The following is a 20,972-nucleotide window of genomic DNA, read 5'->3' as shown; positions in this document are numbered from 1 at the left end:
GAAGCAGTCAAGATTTGATGGCACCCAGAAGCGTGTGGGCTGGATCAACTCCGCTAAGGCAAGTCTCCTGGCTTGTGACGGTATTTGCCGTCCTTCTCATCCCATTTCATGGAACAATGGACATCGAGGGCAAACCCTTTTCTAAACGGTCACTGACAGTAGCAACGTCTGCTCGTGATTTTCACACGATTCCTTTTTCATTCCCCAACCCTCTTGGGGAAACCGTTAGCGTATTTGACGGAAAACAAAGAACAACGCTGCAAACTAATGGCAATCCGGCCGGAAAACCAAAAAGTCTTTTTGACCGGTAGTCGGTTTTTGTAGCTTTTAAATTTCAAATGTAAAATGAGTAATATCGAATGTAAAAGTGAAAAAGGGTCGGTCACCCGATTAATTTTACATTCAACATTTGATATTCTATCAACACCATGCGCTACCTTTTCCTTCCCGGCTTTCTCCTTTCCGCACTTCTCGGCTGCAATTCAGGCTCTAAGAAGACCGAAACAACTGCTCAATCGACGGATTCAACGGCTGTTGCGTCGGCGGATACGGTTTGTTACCGGCAGGTCGTCGGGCGCGATTCGACGCGGCTCCGGCTGGTGATCAACGGCTCGACCGTCGCGGGCGAACTGGCGGTTTTGCCCTTTGAAAAAGACCGGGCGCAGGGACCGATCTCGGGCACATTGACCGACAACCAGATCCGGGCCGACTGGCAGCGGTCGGGCGAAGGCGTGAGTCAGGTGTACGAGGTCACGTTTACGCTGGCGGGCGATGCGGTTTCCTGGCGGGAAGGCGAACGTGTTGAGAAAGCCGGGCGCTGGGTGCTGAAAGAGCCGGAAAAAGCATACGAGTACAAGCTGTTCAAGGCCGAGTGTGAGTAGTCAGTTGTTACACAGAGTTAATCAGAGGTTATCAGAGGTTATCAGGGAAGACTCCGATAACCTCTGATATTCCCTGATTAACCCTGTGTAACAACCACATGATCATTCGTTAAATTTGGTAGCTAAAACCGGATTTGCGACCTTTGCCCTAAACTATAACCACCACCCCGTTTACATGATCTTCTTCCAGGATACGGTTTCACTGGTCAAGGTAATCATTACGTTACTGCTCTCCCTCGCCAGTTGGCTGCTGATTCGTTATCCGGCTCCGTTCCGAAAACTCCTGAACGACCGGCCTGCGCTGACGCTCTGGGCCTCGTTCATCGGATTACGGATCGTACCCTTTATTATCGTGTACCTGATCATGGATTTTGCTCCCCGCAGCGATACGGAATTTTTCTATAAAAAAGCCATCGGAGCCTTCAACGGCGGCATGGTTTACCGGGACTTTCTCTCCTACCACGCTCCGCTGTTCGGGTATTTGATCAGCCTGCCGCTGTACCTCTGGAACAATGCCAAAGTACTGATTCCATTCATGGCGGTTTTTGAGTTTGCCATTATCTGGGCCACCTGGCAGTATTACGAACCGAAGCGTCCGGATGCGCTGCTGATGGCGGTTTTGTACTTCCTGCTGCCCATGCCGTTCATCGCGATGGTGCTGAGCAGCGAAGAAGACATCTGGTTCTGGGGCGTCGGGCTGATCACGATGGCCTACGCCAGCCGGAAACAGGCCAGTCTATGGATTGGGGTGATCTGGGGGTTGTCGATGATCATCATCAAAAGCATGGCCATCGTGCTGGTGATTCCGGTTTTCTTTCTGGTCGAAAATAAGGTCAAATACGTGCTCGGGCTGGTGCTCATCGGCCTGCCAAGCCTGGTGATTCTGTACCTGCTGATGGGCGACGCCTTCCTGATGCCGCTGCAACATTCCGGCTACCACATGACGCCCAACATCGTCAGCGTGACGCGGCCTTTCCTGAGCGGTTTGTATAATCAGGTGAGCCTGACCCGGTTGAACTCCATTAGTTTGTTGATCACGATGGCGATTTCGTCGTATATCGCCTTCCGGTACCGGCACATTGGTTATCGGCAAATCTTCCCCTCGCTGTTCATTCTGACGTTCGGAGTCTTTATGCTGGCGCAGCCAAGCGCACCCGGTTTTTACCTGTTTACGTACATGGTCGTGGTGTTGTACGAACTGCTCCAAACCGAAGACCGCCGGTTTGGCTATCAACTCATTCTGCTTAATTTGCTGATCTCGGTTCAGCCGATTATCTGGGTGCTGTACGTCGGCATGCTGAATTATGATGACTGGCAAACCGTGTTTGCATCGGGCGTCAACACCGTTGATTACCTCATTCAGGTTGTTGAAGTGGGGCTGTTGCTGGTGCTGGTCTGGCGCACCTTTGCTCATCTGAAGTCACTGGAACAGGCCACCACCCGACCCTACGCGACGCAGTCAATTCAAACGGGTCGCTCCCCGGTATCGTAAGAGAGCGTACCCTGTTTATTTTGTCCTTATGTTCATTGTCTACGCAAAGCTGGGTGCCTCACTGGCCTTAAGCCTTTTAGCCCTTATCGTTTGGTCCAAGCGACCCACGCTTGAGTCTTTTTTCAACCGCAGTCAAGCCCCCTGGCTGCTTGTTTTCTGGGGCGTATTTCGGTTGGTGCCGTTTGTAACGGCTTACCTGCTGCTGGATTTCGCTCCACAATCCGACGTTCCGAATTATTACTATCCAATTGGTTTATCCGCCAGGGCACTGGAAATTCCGTACCGCGATGTGTACAACCCGTATTCTCCGCTGTACGGTTTCTGGATGGCGATTCCGTTGCTGTTTTGGGACAACACCCGGGCCATTGTCCTGTTTCTGACGCTGGTCGAACTGCTGGCGGTTTGGCTGACTTACCAAACGTACGAAGGGGTTTACACACGCGGGGAACGGCTTTTTCGGGCACTATTTTACACTTTATTACCAGTGCCGTTTGTGATGTCGGTATTAAGTGGGCAGGAAGATGTGGCGCTCTGGCTTTTTGCGTTGTCAGCCATTCTTGCCTTGAAACGCAACGACAATCCGTACCTCAGTGGGCTGCTGCTGGCCCTGGGTATTCTGTCGACTAAAGCGGTTTTTATTCTGATCATCATCCCGTTTTTGCTGCTTACCCGGCGGCTGGTTCCGTTTCTGGCGGGCCTGGCGACGCTAGGCATTCCGGCGGTTTTATTCCTGTTTTTAAAAACCGGTTTTTTGTTCATTGAACAGCCATTGGAGGAAGGAACGTACCTGAAAGCCCCCAACTGGGCGTCGATGCTTCATCCCTGGGTGGGCAATTGGGTTAATTTTGAATCGTCGGTCTGGAATTACGCCGGTCTGGTAATATGTTTGCTCGTCGGTGCCTGGATGTTGCAAGGGCGGGGGCAGCGCGATTTCCGGCATTACTTTCCGCTGTTTTACATCGCGGTTTTCAGCACTATGACCATGGTTCAGAAAAACGCCGTCGCCAATTACGCCTACCTGTTCATGCTCCCGCTGGTATTTCAACTGATCGATTTCCAAAACCGGAATGCCTTGCTGTTGTTGCTGGCCTTCAACGTGCTGGCCGCCATTCATCCCTCGCTCTGGTGGCGGATCGGGCAACCCTATTACCAGTCCATCAGCGAAATTTGGGGCCGGACCGATTACGCGCTGGAGTACGGCATCGAACTTTTCATTCTCGGGTATTTGCTCTATTTGGTCATAAAGGCCCGGAATATGCTCAAATCCTTCCCCGAAAGCCAGCTAAACCCTTCTGGGCTAACTGACTCCGTCAGCTAACGGCCCCTGCTGCCGAGAATTTGAACGGCCAGCGTTTGCGCTGGTAGCCTGTGCCGCCTATATTTGGCCTTCTGTAGCTTTTAAAACTGGATTACGCTAGCAACCTGTTATGACTGCCATACGCACTGACTGGACACGCGACGAGATCGCCGATATTTATAATGCCCCCGTTCTGGACCTGATTTACCGCGCGGCCACGGTCCACCGCCAGCACCACGATCCGCAGGAAGTACAGGTTTGTACGCTGCTGTCGGTCAAAACCGGTGGTTGCCCCGAAGACTGCGCCTATTGCCCCCAGGCAGCCCGGTACCACACAAATGTGAAGGTGCACAAGCTGATGGAGGTCGACGAAGTGCTGACGGCTGCGCAGCGGGCCAAAGAGTCGGGTAGCACCCGGTTTTGCATGGGAGCTGCCTGGCGGGAAGTGCGCGACAACCGCGATTTCGACAAAGTGCTGGATATGGTCAAAGGCGTCAACCAGATGGGCATGGAAGTCTGCTGCACGCTCGGGATGCTGACCGAAAGCCAGGCCGAAAAGCTGAAAAACGCCGGGTTGTACGCTTACAACCACAACCTAGACACCAGCGAAGAATACTACGGCGACATCATTTCAACCCGCACCTACGACGACCGGCTGGACACGCTCGGCCACGTTCGGCAGGCCGGTATTTCGGTTTGTTCCGGTGGCATTATTGGCATGGGCGAATCGCACCAGGACCGCATCGGGATGCTGCTGACGCTCGCGAACCTGCCCGAACATCCTGAGTCGGTGCCCGTCAACGCGCTCGTGCCGGTCGAAGGCACCCCGCTGGAAGACCAGCCCCGGGTGTCGGTCTGGGAAATGGTGCGGATGATTGCCACTGCCCGGATCATCATGCCGAAAGCAATGGTACGGTTATCAGCGGGCCGCGTCCGGATGAGCGTCGAAGAACAGGCGCTTTGCTTTCTGGCCGGGGCCAACTCCATCTTTGCCGGTGACAAACTGCTCACGACACCCAACCCGGAAGAAGATCAGGATCGCCAATTGTTCCAGACGCTGAACATCCGTCCCCGCAAAGCCTTCAAGGATTCTGACAAACCGGCGGTTGTTTTCGAGCAGATTCCGTTGTAAAAACGATAGCTTTTCTAACGTATAACTAAAAGATCGGCTAAGCTCAGAGCTTAGCCGATCTTTTAGTTATACTGTCTTTCTTTATTTCACCACCACATCCCGCTCCTTACCCACCGTCTGGAACAGCGCGTCTTCGATCCGGTCGATGGCTTTTTCGAACGTCCATTGTTCCTGCACCACGCGCCGGGCGTTGCGTGAGAGCCGGTCGGCCAGGGCCGGGTCGGTCAGCACGCGTTCGATGGCCTGCGCCATTTCTTCCGGTTTTCGATTGACCAGCAAACCGTTGTAATTGGCGATGACGGTTTCGCGCACTCCGCCCTCGGCCACGGCCACCACCGGCAACCCGCAGGCATTGGCTTCCAGCGGAGCCAGCCCGAACGGTTCGAGCGTCGAGGTATAGACCAGACACGAGGCCGTGTTGAGCAGGTGAATCAACTCCGGATGCGGTATTTTCTCGCGGGGTTCAAAAACAACGCCCCGTTCCCGGCTTAACTCGCGGAGTTTGTCGACGTATGCTTTATCGCCCATGTCGCCCACCCAGATGAGTTTCGGGCGGATGGCTTCCGGCACCAACGCCAGCGACTCGATCGCCATGTCCGGCCGTTTGTGTTGAAAGAAAGCCCCAAGGCCCATCACAAACGGCTCACGGGGCAAATCCAGGAACGGAAACAGGCCCGAATCGATGCCCAGGTAACAAACCTCGCCCGCGCCCCCGTAAGCGCGTAGCAAGTTCTCGTTACTGAAATACGAGTTGACCAGTACTTTATCGTAGCTTCGGTAATTGTGAATCTCTTCCCGCACCCGCACCCGTGCCTGCCGAATCTTGAACATATCCTCCCAGTACTGGCTGCGGTAATCGGAATTACGCCAGTTGCCCCGGGCCGGGGGCAAGCCTTCCCAGATTAGCTCCGGCGACGATTCGAACAACGTGCGGTTGGGTTCGCCGAGGTAGAGCGCCTTCGGAATCGTGACAAAGCGCCCGATATACGGCATGGAGAAGTTGATGCAGGAGTTGGCAAACAATACATCAAAACCGCCTGCATTGATTTCCTCGGCACACCGGTTGCAAAAGTCCATCATTCGCCGAATCCGGGTTTCGGGCTCAAATTGCATGGCCCAGATCTTGTCCCGGTATTCATCACGAATCCGGATGTCCATCGATAAAGGCAGGATGTGCGTTTTGTTAACGTATGGATCGACATTCAGAAATTGGCTGTCGGCAATCGACGAAGTCCAGACTTCTATCGAGTGACCGCGTTGGGCCAAGCCCTTGATGTGCTGGTGTAGCGCCCGACTTCCTCCTCCGCTTCGCAGGTTATGCCAAACTGCTATTTTCATTCAATCTTATTCATTCAGGTAAATTAGCCACCAATATAAGTAATTTATCGGGGCAACTGTTTACCGTTTACCCAATTCGATCACTTCCATACCGGTCACCCGCCCGGCATCCAGGCTAAATCGCAGGGCCGTCCTGACGGTATGAAACCCATGTTTACCAGCCGCTCCCGGATTGATAAACAGTAAGTTAGTCAGTTTCGGATCACGCACCACCTTCAATATATGCGAATGACCGCACACAAAAACCGATGGCGTGTTACGGAGCAATTCGGGCCGGACAATCGGATTGTAGCGCGGGGGCGTCCCGCCGATGTGCGTCATCCAGACCGACAGACCTTCCAGCTCAAACCGCTGGTGTTCGGGGCATTCCCGGGCCATCTTGTCGTCATCAATATTGCCAAAAACCGCCCTGAGGGGTTTGAAAGCCCGAAGCTGGTCCACAATCTCCAGCGTGCCGATATCTCCGGCATGCCAGATTTCGTCACACTCCGCAAAGTGGGTGAAGAGTTGTGGGTCCAAGTACCCGTGGGTGTCCGAAAGCAAACCGATGCGAGTCAAGGTCAAAAGTTGTTACACAGAGTTTATCAGGGGACATCAAAGTTAATCAGGGTTTCTCTGATAACCTCTGATGTCCCCTGATAAACTCTGTGTAACAGTCAGGCCTACCACCCGCCCCCCAACGCCCGATACAGATCGATGAGCGACAAAAACTGTGCCCGTTTCGTGTTGATCAACGAGAGCTCAGCCGCCAGCACACTCCGCTGGGCCGTGATCACTTCCAGATACGAAGCATAGCCGGTTGCAAACAGTTCATCCGAAATTGTGGCCGCCTGCCCCAGCACAGCAACCTCCTGCGTTTGCAAATCGGCCACCTTCCGGTAGTTTTCGATCCCGCGCAGACTGGTCATGACCTCGCTGAAACCGGTTTGAATCGTTTTCTGGTAATTATAAAAAGCTTCCCGGCTTTGCGCCACCGACAAGGCCAGGTTGGATTTCAAATAGCGCCGATTAAAAACCGGAGCCGCCAAACCACCCAGGACGCCAAACGCCAGCGAGGCAGGATCTACCAAAACCGACGCCCGGAAGGAATTCAGGCCCACGTAGGGCGTAAGGGTAAGCGAAGGCAAAAACTCGGCACGGGCCACGTCCACATCGATATTAGCCGCCTGCATCGCCAGTTCGGCCTGTTGAATGTCCGGTCGACGGCGCAGCATCTGGCTCGGAATACCGGCCGCAATCCGGTTCGGAAACTCCTGCTGGCTGATGGTTTTGTTACGCGGGATGGGTTGCGGATAGCGTCCCAGCAATTGGTTCAACTGATTTTCAGTTTGTACAATTTGCTGCTGAACCTGCGCTTCCAGACTGCGGGTGTTGATTAACTGAGCGTTGAACTGCTGCACGGCCAGTTCCGTTACGCGCCCGGCGGCTTTCTGCACCCCTACCAGTTCGACAGCCCGTTGCTGCAACGCCACGTTTTCCCGGATAATTTCAAGTTCACTATCCAGGGCCAGCAGGCTGTAATACAACCGGGCAACTTCCGCGATCAGCGAGGTGACGATCAGTTGCCGTCCTTTTTCCGACGCCAGGAACCGGACGTAAGCCGACCGCTTGCGGTTGCGCAGTTTGCCCCACAAATCGACTTCCCAGTTGCTCCGAAAACCCAGAAAATACTCCGGCGTTACGTCCGGAATGCGCTGTTTGCCGTCGATGTTCGGCGAGAGGTTCGTATCATAATTGCCAACCCCGTTCATCGTATACCGCCCAAACCGGTCGAAACCGGTGGCTGCGACGGCATTGACCGACGGCACCAGGGCACCCCGGGTATACTCGAAATTGGCACGGGCCATTTCAATACGCTGCGTGGCAATCTGCAAATCCGGGTTCCGGGCCAGGGCCGTGTCGATCAGGCTTTCCAGATCGGCATCCGAAAAGAACGCCTTCCAATCCAGGTTACCAATGCTGGTTGAATCGGTACTGCCCGCAAATGTCGTCGGAACCGGGCGGGCGGGCGGCATACGTACCGGTTCGGATACCCGGCAACTACTGAGCAACAAAAGTGGAATACAATACCAGAGAAACTTGATTTGTGTTGATTTATGAATGAACGGTCGTACCATTTTCGTGAGTTTGTGTGAGAACCGGAACCTGATCGGGCGCGTCGTCCCTCGGCGGTTTGGCTTTTAGCATCTGCGCCAGTTTGGCAAAAGCCACATACAGGCCGGGAATTAGAAAGAGCCCGAACAGCGTGCCGATGAACATCCCGCCCGCAGCCGCCGTTCCGATGGAACGGTTTCCTAATGCCCCGGCACCCGATGCAATACAGAGTGGAATCAAGCCCGCGATGAAGGCAAACGAAGTCATCAGAATCGGCCTCAACCGCGACATGGCCCCTTCCATAGCCGCTTTCAGAATCGATAGGCCTTCCTGTTGTTTCTGGTTGGCAAACTCCACGATCAGAATGGCGTTTTTCCCCAGCAAACCGATCAGCATGACCAGCGACACCTGCGCGTAGATATTGTTCTGCAAACCGGCCAGTTTCAGGCACAGGAACGACCCAAAAATCCCGGCGGGCAACGACAACAACACGGCCAGCGGCAGAAACAAGCTTTCGTATTGCGCCACCAGCAACAGATATACGAACACCAGACAGATGACAAAAATCCAGATGGCCTGGTCGCCCGACAGCACCTCTTCACGCGTCATGCCAGACCATTCGAACGAGAAACCGCGCGGCAGTTTTTCTTTGGCCACTTCCTGAATCGCCCGGATGGCGTCCCCACTACTGTATCCCGGAGCCGACTCTCCGTTAATCATGGCTGAGGTAAACATGTTGTAGCGCGTCAATTGCTCCGGCCCATACACACGCTCCAGCGTGACAAAGTTGGAGTACGGTACCATCTCGCCCTGATCGTTTTTCACCCGCATGTTCAGGACGTCTTCCGGTTTGGCCCGGTAACTCGGAGCCGCCTGCACCATCACCTTGTACATCTGGTTGAACCGGATGAAGTTCGAGGCATAGTAACTCCCCATCAGGGTCTGGAGCGTGCTCATTGCGTTGTCGATGGAAACGCCTTTCTGAGCGGCTTTGTCCTGATCAACGTGAAGCAAATACTGCGGGAAACTGGGGTCGAAACTGGTGAAGACCCGGCTGATTTCCGGCCGTTTTTCCAGTTCGGCAATGAATTGATCAGCAACCTGTTTCGTCTTTTGCAGATCGTCACTCCGGGTTTTGTCCAACAACCGGATTTCAAAACCGCTGGAGTTTCCAAAACCGGGTACGGTCGGCGGAGAGAAAAACTGAATACTGGCGTCGTTGATGTTCTTCGTTTTTTCGGCCAGTTGAGCAATCACATCGTCGACGGTCACCGTCCGTTCATCCCAGCTTTTGAGGTTGATCATGCCCATCCCGTACGAAGCCCCGGCCCCGTCGGTCATCAGGCTCAAACCCGCCAGCGTCGACACGTTTTCGACCGATTCCAGCTTCGAAGCCGCTTCCTGGACGCGGTCCATGACTTCTTCGGTCCGTTCCACCGTCGCACCAACGGGCGTCGTTACGTTCACGTAAATCATCCCCTGGTCTTCCGTCGGAATAAAACCGGACGGCAGCACGGTGTTGATGCCCCAGGTAGCCGCGATAAACAGCAGCAGAACGCCCCAGGTAACGACACCCCGATTTACGAACGGCCGCAAGCCGCCCAGGTATTTCTGCGCCAGCGCTTCGTAGCCATTATTGAATTTGGTAAAAAACCGCCCGAGCAACCCGGTTTTCTCGCCGTGAACCGGACGCAGCAGTAGGGCGCACAAAGCCGGAGTCAGCGTGACGGCGTTAATCCCGGAAATCACGATGGAAATAGCCAGCGTCAGCGAGAATTGGCGGTAGAAGATCCCGACCGGTCCCGACAGAAAGGCCACCGGAATGAATACCGCCGACATTACGAGCGTGATGGCGACAATGGCCCCGCTGATTTCTTTCATGGCGGCAAACGTAGCCGCCCGGGGCGACAGATGGTCCTCTTCCATTTTGGCGTGAACGGCCTCCACGACCACAATGGCATTATCGACCACAATCCCGATCGCCAGTACCAGCGCGAACAAGGTGAGCAGGTTGATCGAAAAACCGATGGTCTGCATGAACGCAAACGTCCCGACCAGCGCCACTGGAACCGCCAGCGCACAGATCAGCGTCGACCGCCAGTCTTGCAAAAACAGGAAGACGACAATAAAGACGAGGATAAACGCTTCAAACAACGTCCGGACTACTTCGTGAATCGAGGCATCGAGGAAACGCGACACGTCGTAGGCGAAGTTGTAGGTCATGCCAGGCGGGAAGGTGGTTTCCTTCAGTTCGGCCATTTTTGCCTTCACGTTGTTGATGACCTCCTGGGCGTTCGAACCCGGCCGCTGTTTCAGCATGATAGCCGCCGACGGTTTTCCGTCGTTTTTAGACAGAATACTGTAATCGAGTGAGCCGAATTCGACATCGGCAATATCCTTCAACCGCAGCAGCGAACCGTCCTCTTCGGTTTTGATGACCAGGTTTTCGTACTGGGCCGGATCGAAAAACTTCCCGGAATACCGCAAAACGTACTGCAACACCTGCGCATCGCGGTCGGAGCTTTCCCCGGCTTTCCCCGGTGCGGCTTCCACATTCTGTTTCCGGATGGCGCCAATCACATCGTCGGGCGACACCGCGTAGGCCGTCATCCGGTCCGGTTTCAGCCAGATCCGCATGGAGTATTCCCGCGCACCCAGAATATCGACAAAACCGACGCCGTCGATCCGCTTTAATTCTGGAAAAATATTGATGTCGGCGAAGTTGTAAATAAACTTCTCATCGACCGTCGTGTCGCTGCTGATCAGGTTGAGGTACAGCAACATACTGTTCACTTCCTTTTCCGTCGTTACCCCGGCTTTAATGACCTCTTCAGGCAATTCATCCAGCACGGTTGTCACCCGGTTCTGGACGTTCACGGCGGCCAAATCCGGGTCGGTGCCGACCTCGAAAAAGACCTGAATCAGCGTCGTCCCGTCGTTGCCCGAAATAGACGTCATGTACGTCATGTTCGGCACCCCGTTGATGGCCCGCTCGATGGGCATAGCCACGGCTTTGGTACTAACTTGCGCATTTGCGCCGGTATACATGGCCGTCACGGTCACCGAAGGCGGCACGATGTCGGGAAACTGGGTAACGGGCAGGTTCATTAAGGCCAGTAAACCCAGCAGTGTAATCAATACTGAGATGACAGCGGAGAGTAACGGCCGTTTTATGAAGGTATCAAACATATTTCAGGTGATAAGGCCCCAATGCGGCCATAGGCAACCTCTTGGATGGAGAGGTTGCCCGCAGCTTGAGGATGTTGAAAGGTTTCGGTAACAGCTTAGTTGGCGGCTACTGAATTTTCCGAACCGGCCGGATTTAAGGTCAGCAATTTTTCAGCCGACAGGGCTTGCGGAACAATCTGCATCCCCTCCCGAAGGTTTTGAATTCCTTCGTAAACCACTTTCTCGCCGGGTTCCAGACCCGACTTAAGGAGATAGAACTGCGACAGGCGGCTCTGGGGTACAATGCTACGCATTTTTACCTTATTGGCCGCATCGACCACGTAGACATAGTTCTTATCCTGGATTTCGAAAACCGCCTTTTGCGGCACCAGCACGACGTTATCTACCTCGTTTTCCAGCCGGATTTTACCGGTAGCGCCGTGTTTCAGGACGCGGTCGGGATTTGGAAAACGGGCCCGGAAGGCGATAGTCCCCGATCCGTCGTCGAATACGCTCTCCATCGTTTCAATTTTACCAGGCTGCTTGTAGGGCGTATCGTCGGCCAGCAACAGCGTAACCTCCTGGCCATTTGGGCTTTTGCGACCTTTCTTGATGTATTCGAGGTATTCTTTCTCCGAAACGTGGAAATAAGCATAGACTTCATGAATGTCCGAAACCGTCGTCAACAGCGTTCCTTCTTCAATCAGACTTCCCATCTTAAACGGAATCCGGTTGATGACCCCATCGAACGGAGCCCGAATGCTGGCCTGTGACAACCGCAGACTGGCATTCTGTTGGGCCGACTGGGCCTCTTCAATGGCGGCCCGGGCGGCTTCCAGCTTGGATTTGGACAATTCAAGCTCGGAGCCGGAGATTACTTTTTTATCGACCAGGAGCTTGACCCGCCCCATTTCGACTTCGGCGGTTTTAGCTTCGGCCATCGCACTTTTCAGGTTGGCTTTGGCTTTGGCAAGTTCAGCCTGGTACTCGGCCTGGTGAATCTGAAAGAGTAGTTGTCCTTTCCGAACCTGTTGCCCTTCATCGACATGAATTTTATCGAGATAACCGCCAACCCGGGCGCGAATCTCCACGTTGCGAACAGCTTCGACGTTTCCGGCGTATTCACGCTTCAGCGTGGTTGATTGGCGGGTAACTTCAAATATGGGTAAAGCCGGTTTTTCGGCTTCACTGGTTTTTTCTTCGGCCTGGCTCGCGCAACCAGCGATAATACCGCTGATCAACAGAGCACCAATAAGGGTTAATCCTTTCATAAAATGTGTGTATTTTCAATGGATGCGACTAACGGATAAGAATAGCCATGACGGGATAAATCCATGCGGAAATCCGTCACGAAAAGATCAGCTAGAGATGGCTACTATGGTTTTGTCGTACGCTGGAACACTACAGGCTTCGCAAAAGCGAAAGGGCGTTCACGACTGGGGTGGAGGAGACATAATCTCCTGCACATGCGAAAACACAGGTATGAAAGTGAGGCCGACAGGCCGGGAAATCAGATGCCAACTGGCAGGCTTTAGGAGAAAAGAGAAAAGAGGAGCAGAAAAATAATCGTGTTCAATATTGGCAAGATCGGATTCTTCGTCCGATTCGTCCTGCTCAGGAACAGCGTCGAAAATACCTAGCCATTCTTCAAGCACAAGTTCCCCGATGCTTTCAATTTTGTTGACGGATAAATCGGCTTTCTGGGCACCATGCTGCAACCTGGAGGAATAACGCTCGGGCACATCAACACTAATGTTGATGATGTGCAGCGCCATCAGCCAACAGAATAAGCGGTGCAGAAAGAGGTTTTTTCTCCGTTTACTCATTTGAATTGGAATACTTTACATTTTTCAAAATTAAGCGCTTATATCGGAAATATGCAAATAATCTTTCAAAAACAAGCCAAATTTGCAAATAGTTACTGCTTTTTCCTCGATCATTACAATTTATACGCCCAGTTCAAGCCTCCTGTGAAGTAGATATGAGCAAAAACCGAGTCTTGCGTTGCCCCTTAAGCGGTTGTTGACCGGAAGGCAAATCCAAACTGTCTTTTATATAAAAACGCAGATAACGAAAAAGAGTTCTGATTTGGTGTAAATCAGCGGCTTGGTTTTTGATTTTCGGCAAAGATGCCTGGGCAGAAGGGTAAAAAGATATTTCGCGGAGCTACGCGGAGTAAAAAAGAGTTAAGCGAAGAATTGAATTTACTCCGCTCATCTCCGCGAAGCAGTTCCCCTACAACAGCAAACCCGCCAGCGTGGCCGACATGTACGACGCCAGCGTTCCGCAAATGAGGGCTTTGAAACCCAGTTTGGCAAGATCACTCCGGCGCGAGGGCACGAGTTCACCAATACCACCCACCTGGATGGCGATGGAGGAAAAATTGGCAAACCCGCAAAGCGCAAAGCTGGTGATGGCGATGGTTTTCGGGTCCAGTTCCGGTTTTACTTTGACGAGTTCAAGGTAAGCCACAAATTCGTTGACGACCATCTTGGTTCCCATCAACGCTCCGGCGGTTTGGATGTCCTTCGTCGGTACACCCATGGCCCAGGCAAAGACTGAGAAGACATTGCCCAGCAAAAAGTTCAGGCTCAGATTCGGCATGCCAAAAATGTAAAAACCGATCCGAAACAATATACTATCGATTAGGGCAATCAGGGCAATGAACCCGATCAGCATGGCCACCACGTTAAAACCGACTTTCAAACCTTCGCTGGCCCCGGCAGCAATCGCATCGAGTAAATTGGCGTAGATTTTCTTGATCTCCAGTTTAACAACGCCCTGGGTCTCCGACACTTCCGTTTCCGGGAAAACAATCTTACTGATCACCAGCGCTCCCGGAGCCGCCATCAGGCTGGCGGCCAGCAGATAGGGTGCCGGAACGCCCAATGATATATACACCGCCATTACCCCACCAGCAATGCAAGCAAAGCTACCCGTCATCGATGCCAGCAGTTCGGAGTTGGTCATGGTTTTCAGGTAGGGTTTGATCATAATCTGCGCTTCTACCTGTCCGACAAATGTGCTCGAAACGTTCGATAAAGCCTCGGCTCCGCTCACACCCATCAGCCATTTCATGAACCGCGCCAACACGGCTACTACCCGTTGCATGACGCCCAAATGGTAAAAAATATTGACCAATACCGCGACAAAAATAATGGTCGGAATGACCTGAAAGAAGAAAATAAAGCCATTTTCGGGCCCGAATGCCCGGGTAAGTGCTTCCCGGTTTACCAGGGGGGCAAACACAAACTCAGCGCCTTTAACGGACTTTTGCAGCAACCGGTCGACCCACTGCCCTAGTGTCTGAAAAATCTGCTGACCAATGTCGGTTTTCAAAATAAAAACCGCCAGGCCAAACTGGAGCAACAGCCCCACCCCAACGGTTCGGTAATTGATTGCCTTGCGGTTATTTGACATGGCATAGGCGATGCCCAAAATCAGTACGATGCCGATCAGTCCGGTAAAACGGCTCATTCAGGAAATTGATTAGTTGAAGTAAGTGTACGGTAGTTTACAAAAAACTTGTGAAGATACGAAGCTTTGCCCGCTCCCGAATGAGAAAAGTACAGTTTTTATCATCTTGAGTTACACGGTCATCAAATGCCCAAAACCGGCTTTCAGGACTGCCGCTCATAACCGGCGCCTTCCGGCTTGATGAGAGACTTACATGTACCACCGCTGCCCTTCTCTACCGTCATGAACTCGTGACCGAGTGCCCCTTTTGCCGTCTCATCATTATACCATCGTCTTCCGTTTATGAAGTCTGTCCTGTTTTATCTGGCTGGTCTTAGCCTGATAGTCTGGCTAAAAGTTTCGGCCAACCCAGCTTATTTCCTGACTCCTGACTCCTACTATTACCTGCAAGGTGCCCGAAACCTGTTAGCCGGTGATGGTTTTACCATTCTCTTTCAGGGAAAAACCATGCACTGTGCAATCTGGCCGATCGGTTACTCAGCCGCCATCGCGCTCTCGGCTCTGATAAGTCCACTTTCGCTAGTCGCATCTTCCAAAGTAGTCAATCTGCTCGCCATCGGCGGTTCGTTTCTGCTGTTGCACAAACGGTATCAGAATGACTGGCTGTTCGTTATGCTGGCCTTCTGCACACCGTCACTGATCCAGCTCTACGCCAATACCTGGTCAGAAACCTTGTTTGTCTTTCCTCTCATTGGATTTTGCCTTTCGCTGGCAGATCGTCAATCTTCCTGTCTCATGCTTTCATTCTGGGGAGTTTTTGCCTTTCTGGTTCGGTATGTGGGCGGTTTTCTCGTCCTGGTCCTGCTCATCGACAGTTGGCAGCGGTTCCGGCAACAAAAACCTGTACAGCGAGAAGTAATCGCAGCCATCACCATGCTACTCCTTGCTGGCACCTATTTTGGGTTCAATTACCACCAGACTGGTACGTTTTCAGGAGGGCACGGTTTTCTGCCAACCGAACCGCTCACCCAACGCATATGGGTAGCCATCAAAAATCTGGTTGAAGAAACCGCTTTTCTATTTCGGGATTGGGATCTAAAAGGCTTGGCCATCCATAGGCCAAATGGCCAAATTGTACTGGGCATCATCCTCCTGACTTCTGCCTTTCAGGTCATTCAATTAGGTCGAATTGGCAGGGTGCTTCTGAACCATCGAAAAAGGTTAGCGGTCCACCTTCTTATCGATGCCCACAGCCTGGCTTTTCTCCTGACCGGTGCGGTTTATTTGACAACAACGGTTGTGCTTTATTTTACCGATTCATCCCTTGAAGATCTTCGGTTCCGCCGACTGGCCCCGGCTACCCTTCTCCTTACAATGGGTCTGCTCTCCAACCTGACGCAACCCGCTAACCGTATGCTGTATCAACGTCTCAAACCACTCGTCTGTAGCCTTTTCCTACTTTCAATCGTTCACGCCCTTCCTAAAATGTATTTAATCAATCGGTTGTTCAATCCCTGATAATTTGGTCTTCAATAAAGGTTTCCGAACCGGTTTTTTAGTAACACAAGCAAGATTGATTTTAAAAACCAGGACATTCTTTATAAGAGAGCCAACACCGAAAAAGCCGCTTGTAAGCGGCTTTTTCGGTTTACTTATGAACCTCCTCAGCGGGTTCGGGCTGCTTCGGCGATAGCTCCGGTTCTGTTTCCGGTTCAGCCGGTATTTCATTGACGAACAGCCTGGCCAGCATGACTTCTTTCTGGGTCACTTCAAAGAACTTCTTCTGGATGTTAAACGGCTCGTCCGTCTCTTCGTTGACGGTGCATTTAACGTAATTACCGTCCTCCTGCAACTCGTACGCATTGACGTTATCGCGGAGGTTATAATCCAGAATCTGGATCGCCTGCTGTTTCACCCGCTTGTCGACTAGCAAAAACAAGGACTCGATCCGCCGGTCAAAACTGCGCACCATAATGTCGGCACTGCCGCCGTAGATCTTTGGATCGTCATTATTGTGGAAATAAAATAGCCGCGTATGTTCCAGAAAATCACCGACAATCGAGCGGACGGTGATGTTCTCGCTCAGCCCTTGCCGGTGTGGCCGCAGACAGCAAATGCCGCGCACGACAAGCCGGATCGGGACCCCAGCCTGCGATGCTTTATAAAGCTCGTCGATGATTGCCTGGTCCTCGAGAGAGTTGATTTTAATGCAAATACCGCTCGGCAGCCCCTGCTTCGCATTTTCGGCTTCGGTCCGAATCAGGTTGATCAACTGTTTCCGCATGTCGCGTGGGGCCGTGATCAGGTACTCGTAGTCGTTCGGCCGTGAATGGCCCGTGATGACGTTGAAGAACTCGGAAATATCGTGGGTGTAAACCTCATCCGTTGTCAGCAAACCGATATCGGTGTACAGTTTGGAGGTTTCTTCGTTATAGTTCCCGCTCGATAAGTGCGCATACCGCACCACCCGAGAGCCTTCGTTTCGAACGACCAGCAACAGCTTCGTGTGCGTTTTGAAACTGCTGATGCCGTAGATGACGAAGCAACCGGCTTTTTGCAGCCGTTGGGCTTCCCGAATGTTGTTTTCTTCGTCAAACCGGGCTTTTACCTCGAACAACACCGAAACGTGCTTGCCGTTTTCAGCGGCTTTCAGCAGGGCTTCCGTCACGCGCGATCGCTTCGCCAACCGGTAGATTGTCAGTTTGATTGCCAGTACATTCGGATCTTCGGCGGCCTGTTCGAGCAGCGACAGCACCGGCTCGAAATTGTTGTAAGGATGGTGCAACAGAATGTCGCGCTCCTTCATCAACTCGAAAATATCGGTATTTTTCTCCCGACGGATACCCAGCGCCGGAACCGGCGCGGGTGGCGTAGGCAATTCGTCGCGAAACTCCGGATGCCGGATGACCTGCCAGAGGCTGGTGTAGTCGATGAGTTGACCGTTTTCAAACAGGTTGTAATCGTCAATTTCCCACTTCTTTTTCAGCAGATTGATCATCCATTCCGAAGCCGCCGGTTCGATTTCGACCCGGACCACCCGGCCCAGCCGACGGTTTTTGATCTTCTGCTTGATTTCGTCGATGAAATCATTCTCAATATCGTCGCTTTCCTCTAACGTAAAGTCACCGTTGCGGGTAATCCGCAACAGATTGACGGCTACAATGTCGACGTTGCGATACAACTTCTTGATTTCCTGACGGATAATCTCTTCAATCGGCAGAAAGCAGGTTTCGTCTTTGCGTTCGAACGGCATGAAACGCGGCAAATTAGCTGGAATCTGAACGAACGACATCCGTTGGTTTTCATCATCTTCACCAGCTTTAACGGGCCGGTTCGGATCGTGGGTTACGACGCAGAAAATCAACACTTTGGCGAGCAGAACCGGAAACGTATGAGTATAGTCATACACCATCGGCGTCAGCATCGGGTAGATAGTCCGATCAAAGTAATCGACGGCTTTCTCGCGTTCTTCCTCGGTCAGATCATCCAGGCCGACAAGGCGAAAATCAATGTCATCAAACGATTTCTTTAGTTCCGAAAACACCTCAAGCTGATCCTTGCTGAACTGCTGAGCGGCCGTCATCAGCGCCTTCCGGAATGGAATCTCGCGCAGCCCGGAATAATCAACGCGTTCTTTCCCATAATCGAGGTAGTTGTACAGGCTTCCGACGCGGATTGTAAAAAACTCATCGAGGTTCGACGCAGTGATGGCCAGGAACTTCAGCCGGTCCAGAATATGCCGTTCGGGATTACAGGCCTGATCCAGTACCCGGGCGTTGAATTTAAGCCAGCTCAGATCGCGGCTGATGTAGTTGCTCTGGCCGATTACATTCGCCAGCTTTTCGTTCATCTTCATGGCTTTACCTTCTTCCGATTCCGCTGGTAAAGTTACTTTGCGACCCGAAAAAAACGAGAAAATGTTCCCGAAAGTACCTTTTCTTTCTATATTATCTTTTTGTGAAGAATTGTTGTTAATCATAGGTAGGGTGGATGGTTTATCCCGTAAACGTTTAAGAATACAACTTCGTGCGGGATTTTTAGTTTTCGCTGCGATTTATCGGTTGTTCTGACTTGTTTTTACAACCGAACAACAGCTTAGTTAAAAAAATATTAAAAAAAAGCGGGCTCGGGGCCCGCTTTCATTTACACATCTACGCGTGCATATTTCGCGTTTCGTTCGATGAATTCCCGGCGGGGGGCCACTTCGTCGCCCATCAGGGTCGAAAAGACGTGGTCAGCTTCGGCGGCCGACTCGATGGTCACCTGCTTCAAACTCCTTCGGTTGGGGTCCATCGTGGTGTTCCACAACTGCTCGGGGTTCATTTCCCCCAATCCTTTGTAGCGTTGGACGTGTACGTTTTCCTCCCGACCGGCTCCGGCCAGTTCCCGGACAGTGGCCTCGCGCTGGAGTTCAGTCCAGCAATACCGCTCTTCCTTGCCTTTTTTGATCAGATACAGGGGCGGCTGGGCGATGTAGACAAAACCGTTCTCAATCAAGGTCCGCATGTGCCGGAAAAACAGCGTCAGAATCAGCGTCCGGATGTGGCTACCATCGACGTCGGCATCGGTCATGATAATGACTTTGTGGTACCGCAACCGCTCCAGATTCATCACGGTTTCGCCGTTGACCCGCTCAAAACGGATACCCAGCGCGGTGATGATGTTCTTGATTTCTTCGTTTTCGTAAATTTTATGTTCGAGCGCCTTCTCGACGTTCAGAATCTTACCCCGCAACGGCAGAATTGCCTGGAACGCCCGGTTCCGGCCCTGCTTGGCCGACCCACCGGCCGAATCCCCTTCCACGAGGTAGATTTCGCAGTTTTCCGGATTAGTATCCGAGCAGTCGGCCAGTTTCCCCGGCAGGCCCATGCCGCCCATAAAGTCTTTGCGGTCGGTCATGATGCGTTTGTACGCCTGATCGGCCGCAATCCGAGCCTGGGCCGAAATCAACACTTTCCGGATGATGGCCTGCGCTTCTTTCGGGTGCTCTTCCAGCCACATTTCGAGCATTTCGGCCACCGTTGAACTAACGGCCCCGACCACATCGCTGTTGCCGAGTTTGGTCTTAGTCTGGCCTTCAAACTGCGGTTCGGCCACCTTTACCGAGATGACGGCAGTCAGCCCTTTCCGGAAGTCGCTACCGTCGAACGTGATTTTACCGGCGGTTTTGCCCAACACGTTCGCGTTACGTTCCGCGTAGTTTTTCAGAATCCGGGTCAACGCCGTCCGGAAGCCCTGGACGTGCGTACCGCCTTCGATGGTGTTGATGTTGTTGACGTACGAGGAGATATTCTCGCCCGCTTCGAGGTTGTAGACCATCGACACCTGCACGGGGGTCACGCCGGTTTCGCGTTCCATGTAAATCGGCTGCATGCCTTCGAGCGACGGCCGGTTTTCGTCCAGGTACTTCACAAACTCGATCAAACCGCCTTGCGAGTAAAACTCGGTTTGCAGCGGTTCGCCCTGCTCGTTTTTGTCGCGCAGGTCGGTCAAAATGATTCGGATGCCTTTGTTGAGGTACGCGAGTTCGCGCAGCCGGCCGGCAACGGTATCGTACTTGTAAATGGTTTCGGTGAAAATGGTATCATCGGGCTTGAAATGCACCGTCGTACCGGTATCGTCGGCGGTGCCGATTTCCCGAACGTCGTAAAGCGGGTGCCCGGTGCTGTATTCCTGTTCAAATACTTTGCCTTCGCGGTGTACTTCCACCCGCAAGTGGGTTGAGAGGGCGTTCACGCAGGAAACCCCGACGCCGTGCAACCCGCCGGACACTTTGTAGGTATCTTTATCGAACTTCCCACCGGCGTGCAGCACGGTCATGACGACTTCCAGCGCCGACCGACCGGTTTTGTGCATGCCCGTCGGGATACCGCGTCCGTTATCGCGAACGGTTATAGAGTTATCTTCGTTGATTGTTACCTGGATGGTGTCGCAGTAACCGGCAAGTGCTTCGTCGATGGAGTTATCGACCACTTCCCAGATCAGATGGTGTAAACCCTTGATTCCCACATCCCCAATGTACATCGCCGGTCGTTTCCGAACGGCTTCAAGCCCTTCCAAAACCTGGATGTTACTGGCTCCGTAATCACCTTGTACGTGCTCTTCTGGTGTGATGTCGGTTTCAATCACTTCGTTTGTCATAGAATGCAACCA

General features: G+C 52.7%; 14 protein-coding genes and 1 riboswitch. Of the genes, 5 read left to right on the top strand and 9 right to left on the bottom strand.

Features of this window, described 5'->3' with window-relative positions:
• Positions 1-40: 40 nt before the first annotated feature.
• Positions 41-243: riboswitch (cobalamin riboswitch) on the bottom strand.
• 185 nt (positions 244-428) lie between these two features.
• From ACO2Q8_RS20025 to bioB, 4 genes are all read left to right on the top strand, one after another.
• Positions 429-881 carry a hypothetical protein gene (locus ACO2Q8_RS20025; protein WP_423346622.1) on the top strand — a complete coding sequence of 151 codons (453 nt, stop codon included), beginning with the start codon at positions 429-431 and terminating at the stop codon, positions 879-881.
• A gap of 175 nt (positions 882-1,056) precedes the next feature.
• Complete coding sequence (locus ACO2Q8_RS20020; RefSeq protein WP_423346621.1) at positions 1,057-2,373, top strand: hypothetical protein; 1,317 nt, start codon at positions 1,057-1,059, stop codon at positions 2,371-2,373.
• A gap of 28 nt (positions 2,374-2,401) precedes the next feature.
• Entirely contained in the window at positions 2,402-3,691 is a 1,290-nt protein-coding gene (locus ACO2Q8_RS20015; RefSeq protein WP_423346620.1) for a hypothetical protein, read from the top strand.
• 109 nt (positions 3,692-3,800) lie between these two features.
• A complete protein-coding gene (gene bioB, locus ACO2Q8_RS20010; protein WP_423346619.1) occupies positions 3,801-4,802 on the top strand; it encodes a biotin synthase BioB in 1,002 nt (333 codons plus the stop codon).
• An 81-nt stretch (positions 4,803-4,883) separates the two neighbouring features.
• On the opposite strand, the gene ACO2Q8_RS20005 is transcribed toward bioB, so the two are convergent.
• The 7 genes from ACO2Q8_RS20005 to ACO2Q8_RS19975 all read right to left on the bottom strand — a co-directional run bounded on the left by ACO2Q8_RS20005 (position 4,884) and on the right by ACO2Q8_RS19975 (position 14,879).
• Positions 4,884-6,140, bottom strand: coding sequence for a glycosyltransferase family 4 protein (locus tag ACO2Q8_RS20005; RefSeq protein WP_423346618.1), 1,257 nt, complete (start codon positions 6,138-6,140; stop codon positions 4,884-4,886).
• Between the two features lie 60 nt (positions 6,141-6,200).
• Positions 6,201-6,698, bottom strand: a complete 498-nt coding sequence (locus ACO2Q8_RS20000) for a metallophosphoesterase family protein (RefSeq protein WP_423346706.1) — start codon at positions 6,696-6,698, stop codon at positions 6,201-6,203.
• A gap of 104 nt (positions 6,699-6,802) precedes the next feature.
• Positions 6,803-8,257, bottom strand: coding sequence for a TolC family protein (locus tag ACO2Q8_RS19995; RefSeq protein ID WP_423346617.1), 1,455 nt, complete (start codon positions 8,255-8,257; stop codon positions 6,803-6,805).
• Positions 8,235-11,423, bottom strand: coding sequence for an efflux RND transporter permease subunit (locus ACO2Q8_RS19990; protein WP_423346616.1), 3,189 nt, complete (start codon positions 11,421-11,423; stop codon positions 8,235-8,237). Before ACO2Q8_RS19990 ends, ACO2Q8_RS19995 begins: the two co-directional genes overlap by 23 nt.
• A gap of 95 nt (positions 11,424-11,518) precedes the next feature.
• On the bottom strand, positions 11,519-12,673 hold the full coding sequence (locus ACO2Q8_RS19985; protein WP_423346615.1) for an efflux RND transporter periplasmic adaptor subunit: 1,155 nt from the start codon (positions 12,671-12,673) through the stop codon (positions 11,519-11,521).
• Positions 12,674-12,832: 159 nt separating this feature from the next.
• Complete coding sequence (locus ACO2Q8_RS19980) at positions 12,833-13,177, bottom strand: hypothetical protein (RefSeq protein WP_423346614.1); 345 nt, start codon at positions 13,175-13,177, stop codon at positions 12,833-12,835.
• A gap of 460 nt (positions 13,178-13,637) precedes the next feature.
• The gene (locus ACO2Q8_RS19975; RefSeq protein WP_423346613.1) at positions 13,638-14,879 is read right to left on the bottom strand and encodes a NupC/NupG family nucleoside CNT transporter; all 1,242 of its coding nucleotides are present in this window, start codon (positions 14,877-14,879) and stop codon (positions 13,638-13,640) included.
• 282 nt (positions 14,880-15,161) lie between these two features.
• On the opposite strand from ACO2Q8_RS19975, the gene ACO2Q8_RS19970 reads away from it, so the two are divergent.
• The gene (locus tag ACO2Q8_RS19970) at positions 15,162-16,337 is read left to right on the top strand and encodes a hypothetical protein (protein ID WP_423346612.1); all 1,176 of its coding nucleotides are present in this window, start codon (positions 15,162-15,164) and stop codon (positions 16,335-16,337) included.
• A gap of 130 nt (positions 16,338-16,467) precedes the next feature.
• Here ACO2Q8_RS19970 and ppk1 read toward each other — a convergent pair whose 3' ends face one another.
• Positions 16,468-18,798, bottom strand: a complete 2,331-nt coding sequence (gene ppk1, locus ACO2Q8_RS19965; RefSeq protein WP_423346611.1) for a polyphosphate kinase 1 — start codon at positions 18,796-18,798, stop codon at positions 16,468-16,470.
• Between the two features lie 164 nt (positions 18,799-18,962).
• Positions 18,963-20,960, bottom strand: coding sequence for a DNA topoisomerase (ATP-hydrolyzing) subunit B (gyrB, locus tag ACO2Q8_RS19960; RefSeq protein ID WP_423346610.1), 1,998 nt, complete (start codon positions 20,958-20,960; stop codon positions 18,963-18,965).
• Positions 20,961-20,972 lie beyond the last annotated feature (12 nt).

Source organism: Larkinella sp. VNQ87 (genome assembly GCF_049445795.1).
In the GTDB taxonomy this organism is placed as follows: domain Bacteria; phylum Bacteroidota; class Bacteroidia; order Cytophagales; family Spirosomataceae; genus Larkinella.
Note: the sequence above shows the minus strand (reverse complement) of the source record. Positions and strands in the feature narration are given on the sequence as shown.

Bases quoted from the DNA above. Each gene is read 5' to 3' on its own strand.
- ACO2Q8_RS20015 (WP_423346620.1), top strand. From the start codon at position 2,402: ATGTTCATTGTCTACGCAAAGCTGGGTGCCTCACTGGCCTTAAGCCTT.
- ACO2Q8_RS20025 (WP_423346622.1), top strand. From the start codon at position 429: ATGCGCTACCTTTTCCTTCCCGGCTTTCTCCTTTCCGCACTTCTCGGC.
- bioB (WP_423346619.1), top strand. From the start codon at position 3,801: ATGACTGCCATACGCACTGACTGGACACGCGACGAGATCGCCGATATT.
- ppk1 (WP_423346611.1), bottom strand. From the start codon at position 18,798: ATGATTAACAACAATTCTTCACAAAAAGATAATATAGAAAGAAAAGGT.
- ACO2Q8_RS20005 (WP_423346618.1), bottom strand. From the start codon at position 6,140: ATGAAAATAGCAGTTTGGCATAACCTGCGAAGCGGAGGAGGAAGTCGG.
- ACO2Q8_RS19980 (WP_423346614.1), bottom strand. From the start codon at position 13,177: ATGGCGCTGCACATCATCAACATTAGTGTTGATGTGCCCGAGCGTTAT.
- gyrB (WP_423346610.1), bottom strand. From the start codon at position 20,960: ATGACAAACGAAGTGATTGAAACCGACATCACACCAGAAGAGCACGTA.
- ACO2Q8_RS19995 (WP_423346617.1), bottom strand. From the start codon at position 8,257: ATGGTACGACCGTTCATTCATAAATCAACACAAATCAAGTTTCTCTGG.
- ACO2Q8_RS19990 (WP_423346616.1), bottom strand. From the start codon at position 11,423: ATGTTTGATACCTTCATAAAACGGCCGTTACTCTCCGCTGTCATCTCA.
- ACO2Q8_RS19975 (WP_423346613.1), bottom strand. From the start codon at position 14,879: ATGAGCCGTTTTACCGGACTGATCGGCATCGTACTGATTTTGGGCATC.
- ACO2Q8_RS19970 (WP_423346612.1), top strand. From the start codon at position 15,162: ATGAAGTCTGTCCTGTTTTATCTGGCTGGTCTTAGCCTGATAGTCTGG.
- ACO2Q8_RS19985 (WP_423346615.1), bottom strand. From the start codon at position 12,673: ATGAAAGGATTAACCCTTATTGGTGCTCTGTTGATCAGCGGTATTATC.
- ACO2Q8_RS20020 (WP_423346621.1), top strand. From the start codon at position 1,057: ATGATCTTCTTCCAGGATACGGTTTCACTGGTCAAGGTAATCATTACG.